Source organism: Umezawaea tangerina (assembly GCF_003002815.1).
GTDB classification, from domain to species: Bacteria; Actinomycetota; Actinomycetes; order Mycobacteriales; family Pseudonocardiaceae; genus Umezawaea; species Umezawaea tangerina.
This window is the reverse complement of the sequence record NZ_PVTF01000017.1, coordinates 88,193-102,524: the sequence shown is the minus strand read 5'-3', so window position 1 is coordinate 102,524 and position 14,332 is coordinate 88,193. Positions and strand designations below refer to the sequence as shown.

General features: G+C 70.6%; 14 protein-coding genes. 1 reads left to right on the top strand and 13 read right to left on the bottom strand.

Annotation, left to right across the window (positions count from 1 at the left end):
* Positions 1-17 precede the first annotated feature (17 nt).
* A complete protein-coding gene (locus CLV43_RS40575; RefSeq protein WP_106195131.1) occupies positions 18-1,664 on the bottom strand; it encodes a choice-of-anchor P family protein in 1,647 nt (548 codons plus the stop codon).
* A 162-nt stretch (positions 1,665-1,826) separates the two neighbouring features.
* Here CLV43_RS40575 and CLV43_RS40570 point away from each other — a divergent pair, with 162 nt between their 5' ends.
* The gene (locus CLV43_RS40570; RefSeq protein ID WP_106195128.1) at positions 1,827-2,660 is read left to right on the top strand and encodes an alpha/beta fold hydrolase; all 834 of its coding nucleotides are present in this window, start codon (positions 1,827-1,829) and stop codon (positions 2,658-2,660) included.
* A 56-nt stretch (positions 2,661-2,716) separates the two neighbouring features.
* Here the strand turns inward: CLV43_RS40570 and atpD are convergent, their stop codons facing one another.
* The 12 genes from atpD to CLV43_RS40510 all read right to left on the bottom strand — a co-directional run bounded on the left by atpD (position 2,717) and on the right by CLV43_RS40510 (position 14,252).
* Positions 2,717-4,156 (bottom strand): F0F1 ATP synthase subunit beta, encoded by a 1,440-nt coding sequence (gene atpD, locus CLV43_RS40565; RefSeq protein WP_211304796.1) that lies wholly within the window; start codon positions 4,154-4,156, stop codon positions 2,717-2,719.
* Positions 4,149-5,060, bottom strand: coding sequence for a F0F1 ATP synthase subunit gamma (locus CLV43_RS40560; protein ID WP_106195122.1), 912 nt, complete (start codon positions 5,058-5,060; stop codon positions 4,149-4,151). The genes atpD and CLV43_RS40560 overlap by 8 nt, the downstream gene beginning before the upstream one ends.
* Positions 5,061-5,068: 8 nt before the next feature.
* Positions 5,069-6,715 (bottom strand): F0F1 ATP synthase subunit alpha, encoded by a 1,647-nt coding sequence (atpA, locus tag CLV43_RS40555; protein WP_106195119.1) that lies wholly within the window; start codon positions 6,713-6,715, stop codon positions 5,069-5,071.
* A gap of 65 nt (positions 6,716-6,780) precedes the next feature.
* On the bottom strand, positions 6,781-7,608 hold the full coding sequence (locus tag CLV43_RS40550) for a F0F1 ATP synthase subunit delta (protein WP_106195117.1): 828 nt from the start codon (positions 7,606-7,608) through the stop codon (positions 6,781-6,783).
* A gap of 10 nt (positions 7,609-7,618) precedes the next feature.
* Entirely contained in the window at positions 7,619-8,161 is a 543-nt protein-coding gene (locus tag CLV43_RS40545) for a F0F1 ATP synthase subunit B (protein ID WP_425445798.1), read from the bottom strand.
* A 32-nt stretch (positions 8,162-8,193) separates the two neighbouring features.
* Positions 8,194-8,448 carry an ATP synthase subunit c family protein gene (locus CLV43_RS40540; protein WP_106195114.1) on the bottom strand — a complete coding sequence of 85 codons (255 nt, stop codon included), beginning with the start codon at positions 8,446-8,448 and terminating at the stop codon, positions 8,194-8,196.
* Between the two features lie 67 nt (positions 8,449-8,515).
* On the bottom strand, positions 8,516-9,298 hold the full coding sequence (atpB, locus tag CLV43_RS40535) for a F0F1 ATP synthase subunit A (RefSeq protein ID WP_170156235.1): 783 nt from the start codon (positions 9,296-9,298) through the stop codon (positions 8,516-8,518).
* Between the two features lie 190 nt (positions 9,299-9,488).
* Positions 9,489-9,941 (bottom strand): Cg1360 family ATP-synthase-associated protein, encoded by a 453-nt coding sequence (locus tag CLV43_RS40530; protein WP_106195111.1) that lies wholly within the window; start codon positions 9,939-9,941, stop codon positions 9,489-9,491.
* Positions 9,942-10,058: 117 nt separating this feature from the next.
* On the bottom strand, positions 10,059-10,637 hold the full coding sequence (locus tag CLV43_RS40525; RefSeq protein ID WP_106195108.1) for a Uma2 family endonuclease: 579 nt from the start codon (positions 10,635-10,637) through the stop codon (positions 10,059-10,061).
* A gap of 22 nt (positions 10,638-10,659) precedes the next feature.
* Positions 10,660-11,826 carry a glycosyltransferase family 4 protein gene (locus tag CLV43_RS40520; RefSeq protein ID WP_425445797.1) on the bottom strand — a complete coding sequence of 389 codons (1,167 nt, stop codon included), beginning with the start codon at positions 11,824-11,826 and terminating at the stop codon, positions 10,660-10,662.
* Positions 11,827-11,908: 82 nt separating this feature from the next.
* Positions 11,909-12,559 carry an L-threonylcarbamoyladenylate synthase gene (locus CLV43_RS40515; protein WP_106195105.1) on the bottom strand — a complete coding sequence of 217 codons (651 nt, stop codon included), beginning with the start codon at positions 12,557-12,559 and terminating at the stop codon, positions 11,909-11,911.
* A gap of 37 nt (positions 12,560-12,596) precedes the next feature.
* Entirely contained in the window at positions 12,597-14,252 is a 1,656-nt protein-coding gene (locus CLV43_RS40510; RefSeq protein WP_146175108.1) for a DUF6461 domain-containing protein, read from the bottom strand.
* Positions 14,253-14,332 lie beyond the last annotated feature (80 nt).

The window sequence follows — 14,332 nt, the reverse complement described above, 5'->3', positions numbered from 1 at the left end:
GGACCCCGCGCCACCGGTCAGCAGCCCAGCTCCACCCTGGCCTGGCTGACGACCAGGTCCGTACCGGTGAGCAGCTTGACGTGCACCGCGTTGACGAGGACGCCGCCGGGCGAGGGCACCCGTTCGTCGACGACCACCGAGGCCACCAGCGGGATGACGATCGTCTGGTTCACCGCGGGGTTGAGCACCGGGACGCCCGCCACCCGCAGGTTGGTCAGGTTCGTCGTCCCGGTCGCGGTCACGACCCCCGCGGCGTCGTCGGTGGCGGTCGCGGTGGCCCGCACCTCGTCAGCGGTCACCAGGCCCCCCAACAGGTTCAGGCCCGCCGTCCGCGCGCTCGCCGTCGTGGTGCGCAGGCCACCCGGCGCCACCGCGCCGCTCGCGCTCGTCGTGACCACGCCCAGCGAACCGACGCCGGGCAGCGACGCCGAGGCCAGCTGGTCGTCGTCGGCACCCGCGGTGGCGGTGCAGTCGAGGTCGGCCGGGGCGAGCGGGCCGACGGACACCAGCGGGGACGTGAGCTTGCCGCCGTGGGCGTGCGCGTCGAACTTCAGCACCGGCGGGACGAACGTGACCGAGGCGCAGCCGGGCGGGTTGAGGCCGACGGCCTGGGTGATGTCGGCGGCGCAGGTCGTGTAGGTGCCCGCGCGGGTCGCCGTGACCGGGACCGAGACGTGGCAGGAGGTCTGGCCCGTGGCCAGCGTCGCTTCGACGGACACGGCGGTCGCGCCGGGAGCGGCGGTCGTGGTGGCGTCGGCGCAGTCGGTCGTCGGGGGCGCCGTCGTCCTCAGCCCGTTCGGGAGGACGCCGAAGAACGACCAGCCCGCCTTGACCGCGAGCTCGGTGGTGTTGGTGACCGTGTAGGTCAGCGTCGCCGGGGTGTTGACCTCGGCCGACGCCGGGCTGAACGACACGTCCAGCCGCGGGGTCACGTCCAGCACGCGGATGTTGTCGACCGCCGCGTCGTTGCCGGTGCCGCTGCCCTGGAGGTTCACCAGCCGGATCCCGAGGCTGCTGCCGCTGAACAGGACCGGCTTGTCGCTGGCGAACGTGCCGACGGACGTGCCGTTGACGACCTGGGCCGGGTGCGCGCACGTCTCGATCGGGGTGGTGAACGCCGGGATCGCGGTGGGGCCGTCCAGGAGGTAGAACGCCAGCAGCGCGTGCAGCGCGTAGCAGTTCTGCTCGGCCGCGTCGACGGAGAACGTCAGGAACCGGTTGGTCGCGGACAGCGCGATCGGTTGCGTCGTCTCGAACTGGACCTTGTTCGCACCGGGGTTCGCCTCGGTGTACGCGCTGAGCGCGTGGTTGGTGGCGCGGTCGCCGCCTGCCCACTGGCCGAGGTCGCCCGCCATGCGCTTCACGTCCGGCCACCGACCGCCGCACTGCCCGCCGGTGGGGTCGTTCGCGGGTTGCTGCAAGGACGCGACCAGGCCGTTGCACGCGACCAGCCAGGCCGGGTCGGCGGTGTAGTGCCGGCCCGCGGTGTTGACGTACGCGGGCAACAGGATCGGGGTCGCGCCCTGGTTGTTCTCGAAGTCCTCGGTGAACACGACAACGGGGGCGTTGGGCACTCCGGGTGCCGCCGACGCGGCGGCGCCGGGTAACGCGGTCAGGCCGGTGGCGGCCAGCAGCGCCGCGGTGAGCGCACGGATGACGCGCATGGGGATTCCTCTCGGTGGGGACACGGAGGAGATCGGCGCCGCGACCGGCTTGTTGCCCGGTTCGGGACTTTCCCACCCGGTCGGCCGCAGGTGACCACTCGACTGCCGACCGGTCGAACGGCGGATGCCTCGAAAGGAGCACCGCTTTGCGATGATCACCCGATGCCCACCCTCACAGCGCACGACGGAACGGAACTCGCCTACCAGGAGACCGGGGAGGGAGGTCCGCTCGTCTGCCTCGCGGGCGGCCCCATGCTGGACTCCGCGTACCTCGGGGACCTGGGCGGACTGCCGCGGTCGCTGCGGCTGATCCGCCCGGACCTGCGCGGCACCGGGGCCTCCGCGGTGCCCGCCGATCCCGCGACCTACCGGTGCGACCGCCTGGTCGACGACGTCGAGGCGCTGCGCGAGCACCTCGGCCTCGACCGGATCGACCTGCTCGGCCACTCGGCGGGCGCGAACATCGCCGTGCTGTACGCGACCCGCCACCCCGAGCGCGTCAGCAGGCTCGTCCTGGTCACGCCGAGCACGTTCGCCGTCGGCCTCACGGCCACCGCCGAGCAGCGGCGCGAGGTCGTGGAGGCCCGCAAGGGCGAGCCGGAGTACGACCGGGTGTCCGCGGCCCTCGCCAGGATCGCGGCGGGCGAGGCCTTGGCGGACGACTGGGACGCCATCGTGCCCTTCACCTACGGCCGGTGGGACGCGGCGGCCAGGGCGCACCACGAGGCCGGGCGGCGGCACCCGGAGGCCGCGGCGGTGTTCGGCTCCGAGGGCGCCTACGACCCGGACGCCACCCGCGGTGCCCTCTCCGGCTTCGACGCGCCGGTCCTGCTGCTCGCGGGCGAGCTGGACCTCGCCGCACCGGTGCCCGTCGTGGCCGAGTACGCCGGGCTGTTCCCGAAGGCCCAGTTCGTCACCCAGCCGGGAGCTGGCCACTTCCCGTGGCTGGACGACCCGGCGTCGTTCACCACGACCACCGCCGCGTTCCTGTCCTGAGACGCCGGAAGGGCCGCCCCCGTCGACGGGAGCGGCCCTTCCGGACTTGCTGAGGACTAGTTGTTGCCCTCGAGCTTCTTCGCGTTGGCCTCGACGTCGTCGAGACCGCCGCAGCTGAAGAACGCCTGCTCGGGGTAGTGGTCGAACTCGCCCTTGCAGACGCGGTCGAACGCCTCGATGGTGTCCTTGATGGACACGAACGAGCCGGGCTGACCGGTGAACTTCTCGGCCACGATGAAGTTCTGGCCGAGGAAGCGCTCCAGGCGACGGGCGCGACCGACGAGGACCTTGTCCTCCTCGGACAGCTCGTCCATGCCCAGGATGGCGATGATGTCCTGCAGTTCCTTGTACTTCTGCAGGATCCGCTTGACCTCCTGCGCCACCCGGTAGTGCTCCTCGCCGACGATCGACGGCTCGAGGATCCGGGAGGACGAGGACAGCGGGTCCACCGCCGGGTAGATGCCCTTCTGGGAGATCGGACGGGAGAGCTCCGTCGTCGCGTCCAGGTGGGCGAAGGTGGTGGCCGGGGCGGGGTCGGTGTAGTCGTCCGCGGGCACGTAGATCGCCTGCAGCGAGGTGATCGACTTGCCTCGGGTCGACGTGATCCGCTCCTGCAGCTCACCCATCTCGTCGGCCAGCGTCGGCTGGTAGCCCACGGCCGAAGGCATGCGGCCCAGCAGGGTCGACACCTCGGAACCGGCCTGGGTGAACCGGAAGATGTTGTCGATGAACAGCAGCACGTCCTGGCCCTGGACGTCGCGGAAGTACTCCGCCATCGTCAGGGCGGACAGGGCGACGCGCATGCGGGTGCCCGGCGGCTCGTCCATCTGGCCGAACACCAGCGCGGTGTCGGAGAGAACGCCCATCTCCTCCATCTCCAGGAGGAGGTCGGTGCCCTCACGGGTGCGCTCGCCGACGCCCGCGAACACGGACGTACCAGAGAACTCGCGGGCGATACGGGTGATCATCTCCTGGATGAGCACCGTCTTGCCCACGCCCGCGCCGCCGAACAGACCGATCTTGCCGCCCTTGACGTACGGGGTCAGCAGGTCGATGACCTTGATGCCGGTCTCGAGGATCTCGGTCTTGCCCTCGAGCTGGTCGAAGGCGGGGGCCTTGCGGTGGATGCCCCACTGCTCGCCGTCCCGGCCGAGGCCGGGCTCGTCGAGGCAGTCGCCGAGGGCGTTGAACACGTGGCCCTTGACCACGTCGCCCACCGGCACCGAGATGGCCTTGCCCGTGTCGCTCACCGGAGCGCCGCGGACCAGACCGTCGGTCGGCTGCATCGAGATGGTGCGGACCAGGTTGTCGCCCAGGTGCTGGGCGACTTCCAGGGTCAGCGTCTTGGCGACGGCCTCGAACGTGACTTCCGCGTTCAGGGCGTTGAACAACTCGGGAACCGCGCCGCGCGGGAACTCCACGTCGACCACGGCGCCAATCACCCGGACCACACGGCCGGTGCGGGTGGTGGTGGCAGTAGCACTCATGTCACTCATCACTTCCTGCGCCACCGGTAAGCGCGGAGGCGCCACCGACGATCTCGCTGATCTCCTGGGTGATCTGGGCCTGACGGGCCGCGTTCGCCTGCCTGCTGAGCGTCTTGACGAGCTCGGTCGCGTTGTCCGTCGCGGCCTTCATCGCCGTCCGCCGCGCGGCCGACTCGGAGGCCGCCGCCTCCAGCAGTGCGGAGAACAGCCGCGTCTTGACGTACTTCGGCAGCAGAGCGCCGAGGAGCGTCTTCGCGTCCGGCTCGAAGTCGTAGACCGCGACCGGACCGGACGGACGGGCGTCGTACTCGACGTCCATCGGCGCGATCCGCTTGGCGATCGGGCTCTGGCTCAGCATGGACTTGAACTCGGTGTAGACGACGTGGATCTCGTCGACCCCGTCACCGTCACCTTCCACACCGGCCAGGAACGCCTTCACGACCTCGTCCCCCGCTTCGGCGGCGTTCACGTAGAGCGGCGTCTGGGAGAAGCCGGTCCACGACTCCGCCACGTCGCGCTGGCGGAACTTGTAGTAGCCGACGGCCTTGCGGCCGAGGGCGTAGAGCACCGGCTCCTTGCCCTGCGAACGCAGGAGGGCGATCAGCTCCTCCGCGGCCTTCAGCACGTTGGAGTTGTAGCCACCGCACATGCCCTTGTCGCTCGTCACGACCAGGATTGCGGCGCGCTTGGGGTTCTCGCGCTCCACCAGAAGCGGGTGGTCCAGGTTCGCTGAGGCCTCGGCCAACGCGGAGAGCACGTTAGTGATCTCGTCCGCGTAGGGGCGCGAGGCCGCGACCCTTCCCTGCGCCTTGGCGAGACGCGACGTGGCGATGAGCTCGTACGCCTTCGTGATCTTCTTGGTCGAGTTGACCGTGCGGATCCGTTGGCGCAGCTCGCGAATCTGTGCGGCCATGGCCTACGTCACTTCTCCACCGGAGCGGGTCGGTTGACCTTCACCGACTCGTGTCCGACCTTGTCGGCGTCCATCGCCTTGGCGTGCGACTCGGGAACGACCGAGGAACCGTCGGTGGCGGTGAACTGCTGCTTGAACGAGTTCACGGCGTCGACGATCGCCTTCTGGGCGTCCTCGGGCAGCTTCTTCGTCTCGCGGATCCCCGAGAGGATGTCGCCGTGGTTGCGGCGCAGGTGCTCCAGGTACTCGGCCTCGAAGCGGCGGATGTCGCCGACCGGCACCGAGTCCAGGTGGCCCTTGGTGCCGAGGAAGATCGAGACGACCTGCTCCTCGACGGGCACCGGGGAGTACTGGCCCTGCTTGAGCAGCTCCACCAGTCGGCCACCGCGGTCCAGCTGGGCGCGCGACGCAGGGTCGAGGTCCGAGGCGAAGGCGGAGAACGCCTCCAGCTCGCGGAACTGCGACAGGTCGAGGCGCAGCGAGCCGGACACGTCCTTCATCGCCTTGATCTGCGCGGAGCCACCGACGCGGGAGACCGAGATGCCCACGTTGACGGCCGGGCGCACACCGGCGTTGAAGAGGTCCGACTCCAGGAAGCACTGGCCGTCGGTGATCGAGATGACGTTGGTCGGGATGTACGCCGACACGTCGTTCGCCTTGGTCTCGATGATCGGCAGGCCGGTCATCGAGCCGCCGCCCATCTCGTCCGACAGCTTCGCGCAGCGCTCGAGGAGGCGCGAGTGCAAGTAGAAGACGTCGCCGGGGTAGGCCTCGCGGCCCGGCGGGCGGCGCAGCAGCAGGGAGATGGCGCGGTACGCCTCGGCCTGCTTGGTCAGGTCGTCGAACACGATCAGGACGTGCTTGCCCTGGTACATCCAGTGCTGGCCGATGGCCGAGCCGACGTACGGGGCCAGCCACTTGAAGCCCGCGGAGTCGGACGCGGGGGCCGCGACGATGGTCGTGTACTCCAGCGCGCCCGCTTCCTCCAGCGCGGCCTTGACGCCCGCGATGGTGGAGCCCTTCTGGCCGACGGCGACGTAGACGCACCGGACCTGCTGGTTCGGGTCGCCCGAGTCCCAGCCCTTCTTCTGGTTGATGATCGTGTCGACGCAGACCGCGGTCTTGCCGGTCTTGCGGTCGCCGATGATCAGCTGGCGCTGGCCGCGGCCGATGGGGGTCATGGCGTCGATCGCCTTGATGCCCGTCTGCATCGGCTCCGACACCGGCTGGCGCTGCAGCACCGACGCGGCCTGGAGCTCCAGGGCGCGGTTGTCGTCGGCGACGATGTCGCCGAGACCGTCGATGGGCGCGCCGAGCGGGTTGACCACCCGGCCGAGGAAGCCGTCGCCGACGGGCACGGAGAGCACCGTGCCGGTCCGCTTGACCTCCTGGCCTTCCTCGATCTTGTCGAAGTCACCGAGGATGACCGCACCGATGGTGCGGACCTCGAGGCTCAGCGCCACTCCGAGCACCCCGCCGGGGAACTCGAGGATCTCGTTCGTCATCGTGCCGGGCAGGCCTTCGACGATGGCGATGCCGTCGTAGGTCTCGGCAACGACACCGACCTCTTCCCGGTTGACCTCCGGGGAGTAGCTCGAGACGTACTTCTCGATCGCACTGCGGATCTCGTCCGACGAGATCGTCAGCTCCGCCATGTCGTTCCTGCTCTCACTTCGTTCATGGGAAAGGGGCTTTGGTGAAGCCGCGGTTCCGGTTCTGGTCAGCCGGCGAGGTCGCGGCGAAGGGCCGCCAACCGACCAGCCACGCTTCCGTCGATGACCTCGTCGCCGATCTTGATCAGCAGGCCACCGGCGAGCGAGGCGTCAACCTCGACGTGCAGTGCGATCGGTCGTGAGTAGATGGTGGTCAGCGTAGCCGCGAGGCGGTCCTGCTGAGCGGCGCTCAGCTCGACGGCCGTGCGCACGTGCGCCACCGAGCGCTCACGGCGCTTGGCCGCGAGGTCCGCGAGCCGCATGAGCCCGTCGACGACGTGGGCGCCGCGGGGCTCGCGCACCAGCTGGTCGACCAGCAGCTTGGTGATGGCCTCGACCTTGCCCGCGAGCAGGCCCCGCACCAGCTCGACCTTGCGGTCGGGCGTGACGGAGTGGTCGGAGAGCACCAGCTCCAGGTCCTGCGACCCGGCCACGATGCGGCCGAGCCGGAACAGCTCGTCCTCCACCGCGTCGAGGCGGTTGTCCCGCTCGGCGCGCACCAGCAGCACCGTCTGGGCCAGCGACTCGACGCCGTCGACCAGTTCGCGCGGGCTGGACCACTTCGCGGTGACCACCGCGACCAGGACCTGGAGGGTCCCCGCGGAGACCTGGCTCGAGAGCAGGCCCTTCACGAGCTGCTCGCGGCCCGCGCGGTCCGACGACGAGTCGCCGAGCGCGCGCCGCAGCTGCGGCTGGGCCGTCAACAGGCTCACCACGGAGAACAGCTCTTCCCCGTAGGTGGTCAGGTCGTCGGCGTTGGTGGTGGCGTCGACCAGCTCGAGCAGCCGCAGTTCGGCGGCGGCCAGAGCCTCTCGACTCGCTGCGTGGAACGTCATCGGCGTCCTCTTACTTGGTCGCCGGCGCCGCTACGGCGTCCAGCTCGTTGAGGAAGCGGTCGACAGTGCCGCGGCGACGGGCTTCGTCCTCGAGGGCCTCGCCCACCACCTTGCCCGCCAGCTCGACGGCGACGCGGCCGAGGTCGGCGCGGAGCTCCGCGACGATCTGGGCGCGCTGCGCGTCCAACTGGTGCTGGCCCTGCGCGACGATCCGCGCGGACTCCGCCTGGGCCTGCTCGCGCAGCTCCTCGACGATCTGCGTGCCCTCGGCGCGCGCGTCGTCGCGGATGCGGGCCGCCTCGGCACGAGCCTCGGCCAGCTGCGCCTTGTACTCGTCGAGCGCCTTCTGCGCCTCTGCCTGCGCCTGCTCGGCGCGCTCGATGCCACCCTCGATCTTCGCGGCACGCTCCGAGTAGAGCGCTTCGAAGCGGGGGGCCACGAACTTCTGCATGACCCAGAGCAGGAGCAGGAAGGCGATCAGACCGAGGATCAGTTCCGAGGGGTGCGGCAGCACCGGGCTCGGGGCGTCCTCCGCCAGGATCAAGGTGTTCACCACGACGTCTCCCTACGCGATGAGGCCGGTAATTAAGCGGCCGAAGCGATGAAGAAGAGCACGAGGCCGATCAGGGCGAGGACCTCGACGAGCACGAAGGTCGTCCAGGCGATGTTCATCAGCGGGCCACGGGCCTCCGGCTGACGAGCGGTGCCGTTGATGACCGCGGCCCAGATGAGACCCACGCCGATGCCGGGGCCGATCGCGCCGAGGCCGTAGCCGATGAGGGCGAGACCCGGGTTGATGTTGACCTCGGCGGCGGCCTGTGCGAGAAGCATGCTGCTCACGTGCGTATCCCTTTCGAACTCGCTCCGCGGTCAGTGCGGAGCGGGGGCTTGGTGTGTCCCTCAGTGCTCAGTGGTCTGAGGCCAGCGCCATACCGATGTAGCTGGCGGACAGGAGGGCGAAGATGTAGGCCTGGATGACCTGGATCAGCGCCTCGAGGAACGTCATAGCGATGGCGAAGGCGAAAGACAGCAGCGAGACGGGCTTGAGGGCTCCGCCCGCTTCGAGGAGCAGGTACTCACCGGCCAAGGTGAACACCAAGAGGATGAGGTGCCCGGCGAACATCGCTGCGAACACTCGGATCGCGAGCGTGATCGGGTTCATGATGAACTTCGAGAAGAACTCGATCGGCGCGAGCAGCACGTAGACCGGCTTCGGCACACCCGGCGGGAACAACTGGTTGCGCAGGTAGCCGACAAATCCGTGGCGCTTGAACCCGACGAAGTGGTAAACGGGGTACACCACGAGCACCGAGACTGCCAACGGGAAACCGATGTGCGACATCGTCGGGAACTGGATCAGCGGAATGATCCCGAACAGGTTGTTCACGAGTACGAAGGTGAACAACGTGACGATCAGCGGCACGAAGGGCTTGAAGTCCTTGCCACCGATCTGCTCACGCGCGATCGTGTTGCGGCCCATGTCGTAAACCGACTCGGCGATGAACTGGAACTTGCTCGGCACCAGCTTGAAGCTGCGCGTCGCGAGCAGGAAGAACACCGCGATGATGATGACCGACAGAACGACCAGCACCATCGGCTTGGTGACACCACCGAAGATCGGTGGCAAGAAGAAATCCTTCGCACCGGGGGGAGCAAACTCTCCACCCTCGGCCAGCACCAGCTCGCCCACTGGGCTCCTTCCGGTTCTCCCGGCCGGCGTTCACTCCGCCGGGGGAATCGTCACGATCAGGACTTAACGTACCTTACGGACCGCAGACACCTGCCAGCGGCACCCCCCTCGGCCAAGCCGGAGGAGGGGGCGTCCAGGTCTGCGGGCGAACCATATCAGCCGGTAGAGACGTCCCGGACGGGCGTACGGCTTAAGAGGGCTCCGCGGCGGTCGACGGGATCACGTTGAGCGTCTTGCTCCGTTTGGAGGCACGCCCCTCGGCAGCCGCCGCAACGAGAATCGTCGCGATCATCGTGATTGCCACCGAGTTGGTGTGCAGGAACTCGACATCGCGCAGCAGAATCATTACCCCGAGCAACACCAGCATCTTCAGCATGAATCCGCCGAGTGCCGCGGCCATCACGAAGTGCACTTCCAGCGCCGCGGTCCGGTGCATCAGCCAGAGCGTCGCCAAAGAAGACGCGATGATCACCAGCCCCCCGACCAGCGCGCCGAGAGCACCCGGCACGCCGTACAGCACGCCGAACACCACGACACCCAAGACCACCGTGACCACGGTCGGGATGAGCGCGCCGCGGAACATCGCTCCCGCCAGTCCGCGCACCATGCCGGCATGAGTCAGATCTTCGCTGGTCTCGCTCATACCACCGAGTGTAAGAGGTTGGATTTCCACGCTTCGCGCAGGTGCGGATTCCGACGTTCCGGAGCGGCGCGGCGATGAACTCGCGGTGAACGTTCCGCCGCGCGTCGCGGAAGTCGATCAGACCAGCCGGTCCAGTCCCAGCCGCAGCGCGAACGGCGCCGTGAGGGCGAAGACGCCCGTCGCGGCGGGCAGCTCCCGGTAGCCGCGCTCGTCGGCGAGGTGGCAGGCGACCAGCGTCACCGGGTCGGCGATGTCGACCATCCAGTAGTGCGGGATGCCCGCGTCCGCGTACTCGCCGCGCTTGGCGACGCTGTCAGTGCGCCGCGAGTCCGGCAGCACGATCTCCACCACCACGACCACCTCGGACGCGCGGAACGGCCCGCCCTCCGCCCGCACCCGCCGCGTCGCCGCGCGGTGCACGACCACCAGGTCGGGACGGCGCGAGAACCCCGGCTGGCCGGGCGGCGCGAGCTCCAGGTCCACGTCGACGGACTGCACGACCGCCAGGTCGTCCGGCAGCTGCGGCCGCAGCTGGTGGTACAGCTCCCCCGACGCCAGGTTGTGGTCCGGCGTCGGGCCCGGCGACAGCAGCAGCCTGCCCTCCACCAGCTCGGTGTACCCCGACTCGACCTCGCCGAGCGCCGCGTACTCCGCCACGGTCAGCAGGTGGTGCATCGGATCCGGGAGCACTGACATGCGTTCCAGTGTTCCAGAACCCTCACTGCCCGCGGCGGACCTCGCGCAGCCGCGGGATCGCGCTCACGAACAGGGCGATGAGCAGGCCGAACCCGAAGCACCACGCGACCACGCGCACGTCGAACAGGGTGAGCGCCACGGCGCCGAACGCCAGCACGCCCGCCCACAGGTAGATGAGCAGCACGGCGCGGCGCTGCGAGTGCCCGATCTCCAGCAGCCGGTGGTGCAGGTGCATCTTGTCGGCCGAGAACGGGCTCTCGCCGCGGCGGGTGCGCCGGACGACGGCCATCAGCAGGTCGAGCAGCGGGACGAAGAGGACGGCCGCGACGACCAGCAGCGGGGAGAGCAGGGCCAGCAGGTCGGGGGCGCCGAGGCTGGCGTAGTTCAGCTTGCCGGAGGCCGACGTGGTGGCGGCGGCGAGCATGAGGCCGATCAGCATCGACCCGGAGTCGCCCATGAAGATGCGGGCCGGGTTGAAGTTGTGCGGCAGGAAGCCGAGGCAGGCGCCCGCGAGGGTGGCCGCGATCAGGGCGGGCGGGTAGGCGCCGACGTCGCCCTGGTTCTTGGCCAGCAGTCCGATCGAGAACGCGCAGGTCGCGACGGCGGCGATGAGGCCGATGCCCGCGGCGAGGCCGTCCAGGCCGTCGACGAAGTTCATCGCGTTCACCATCGTCACGGCGAGCAGCACGCTGAGCAGCGCGCCCTGGTTCTGGTCGAGCGAGAGCAGCGAGCCGGTGCCCGCGCCGTTGTCGCCCCACGGCACCCAGAACACCAGCCACTGCAGGCCGAACAGCACGAGCAGGCCGGCGGCGGTGACCTGGCCCGCGAGCTTCGTCAGCGAGTCGAGCTCGAACCGGTCGTCGAGCACGCCGACGAGCACGATCACGCCACCGCCGACGATCACGGCGTACGGGTCGTTGGAGAAGTCGAACGCGGAGCGCAGCACCGGGAGCTGGTGCGCCAGCATCATGCCGCCGAGGACGCCGCCGTAGATGGCGAGACCGCCCATCCGGGGCATGGGCTTGACGTGCACGTCGCGTTGCCGGGGGTAGGCCACCGCGCCGATCTTGAAGGCGAACAGGCGGACCAGCCCGACGAGCAGGAAGGTGACCACCGCGGCTGTCAGGCAGACGAGGAGGTACTCCCGGACGGGGAGGACGGTTGACGCTGAGGCTGGCAACGGGCCCACGGCTGGAAGGCTGACCCCTCGGTAGGCCGGGTGAGCGGCGGTGAGTTATCCGGCTCCACCGTACTCGGTGGACCAAGATCGACTAGCGGGCGACCTCGACTTCGAGGCCCAGCACCTCGGACACCTCGGCGACGGGCACCGCGCCTTCGCGCAGCACGACCGCGTCGGGGCCGGTCAGGTCGACGATCGTCGAGGCGGTGCTCTCGCCCGACGGTCCGCCGTCCAGGTAGACCGGGACCGCGTCGCCCAGCTGCTCACGGGCGTCCCACGCGGTCGTCGCGGGCGCGAACCCGCTCTTGTTCGCACTGGACACGGCCATCGGACCGACCTCGCGCAGCAGCTCCAGCGCGACCGGGTGCAGCGGCATGCGCAGCATGACCGTGCCCCTGGTCCGCCCGAGGTCCCACGACAGCGACGGGGCGTGCGGCAGGACGAGCGACAGCCCGCCCGGCCAGAACGCCTCGATCAGCGCGCGGGCCTGCCGGGGGACGCTCAGCACCAGACCGTCGATCGTGGTCCAGGAACCGACCAGCACCGGCACCGGCATGTCCGGTCCACGGCCCTTCGCCTCCAGCAGGGAGCGCACGGCGGCCGCGTCGAACGCGTCGCAGCCCAACCCGTACAGGGTGTCGGTGGGGAAGACGACCAGTCTGCCGGAGCGCACCGCGCCCGCCGCGGCGGCGAGCCCCGCCGCGCGGTTGTTCAGCTCACTGGTGTCGTAGACCGTGCTCACCCCGGACAGCGTAGTGATCGGGCGGGCGGGGCCGCCGTCAGGCCTGTTCCGCGACCTCGTAGCCGACGGCGGTGGCCAGGTCGTCCGCCGTGGCGCCGTGCCCGGCGAAGAGCGCGGCCACCGTCACGAGCTTCGCCTCCAGGTGGCGCGGGTCGTCCAGGTCGACGGCGTCGAACGCGGCCCGGACCTCCGGGTCGTCGCTCGGGCACGGTCCCGGCTCGAACGACGCCAGCACCTCGCCGCCGCGCGCGAAGGACAGCGCGGTCAGCGCGTTGGCGTTCCAGAACGCGCTCGCCGCCCGCCCGCGGCGCGACACCGCGGCCAGGACGCCGTCGCGGGTGCCCTGGTACCCGTTCTCCTCGAACACCACGACCGCGTCGTCCACCACCGCGACCGCGACCCACGGCGTGCCGGAGTCCTGGCGCAGCCGGTCGGCCGGTCGCGGGTCCGCGGGGTCGCCGCCGAACGCCCTGACCACGTCGTCCACCGCGGAGCCGACCACGACGGTGACCGTCGCCGCCTGGTCGAGCGAGCTGCCCGAGACCCACCGGTGCCCGGCCTCCGGCGCGGCGGCCACCGCCGGTTCCGGCTCGCCGCGCAGCCGGTGGCCGAGCCGGTCGGTGCGCAGGTGCACCACGTCCGGCGCGGCGGGCGCGCGCCACGTGGTCAGCGCGTACCGCTCCTCGGCGCCGTCGTCGCGCCCGGTGGCGCGCACCAGCAGCCGGTAGTCCCCCGGCCACGGCGGCGTCTCCGCCCGGTGCCCCTGCCACGACGGCGGCCCGGCCACCCGCGCCGACCCGACCCGCGCCGTCCAGCTGGTCTCGACGACCTCGTCCCACCCCGCCGGGTCGACCTCCTCCGGCGGTCCCTCCAGCACCTCCAACGACGCCGAGACCACCCCCTCGGCCAGCCCGGTCCGCACCACCACGCCGCCGGGCACCACCGCCACCAGCCCGTTCGCGGAGAAGTCCACCTCCTCCGGCACGTCCCCCTCGGCCAGCGCGAACCGGTGGTCGCGCACCGCGGGCGACACCGACGACCACTGCGGGTACAGGTACTCCGCCCGCCGCTTCTCCAGCACGGCGGCCGCGTAGCGGTCCGGCATCGGCAGCCGCGGCAGCAGCAGCGCCGCCGTCCCGAGCGCGGTCCCCACCACGGCCGCCGACGTCACCGTCCAGTCCTCCCCCACGGCCCGCAGCACACCCGCCGCCACCGCGACGCACAGCGCCAGGTGCGCCGCGCCGTGCCGCCCGGCCAGGGCCTCCTCGCCACCCGCGTCGACGCGCAGCAACGGCGCCACGACGTCGTCGCGCACGAGCCCGTCGACCACGTCCCGGACCACCTCGACCGCGCCCGGATGGCAGACCTCCAGCAACCGCACCGCTTTCACGGCCTCGCCCTCGGTGTCCGCCACCATGAAGCCGAACGTCCCCTCGCGCACCACCAGGTGCCCGACCAGCTCCGCGGGCACCGGCACCCGCAGCTCGTCGACCAGGAGCTCCAGGGCCCCGAACAACCGCTCACCCGACCGCAGTCCGCGCGCGGCCTCCGCCACCACCGACCCGCGCTCCCGGTGCCGGGTCCTGCCCGGCCCGACGGCGAGCCTGCCCAGCTCGACGGCGGCGCCGACCGGGATGTGCTTGAGCACAAGGGGAATCGCACGGGCTACGGCGGAGGCCAGGTCGTCGTCCACCGGAGCATCCTGGCAGTGGGACGGGCCGCGCGGGGGCGGAACGCGGTCAGCCGCCGAACCCGTGGACCAGGTCGGCGGAG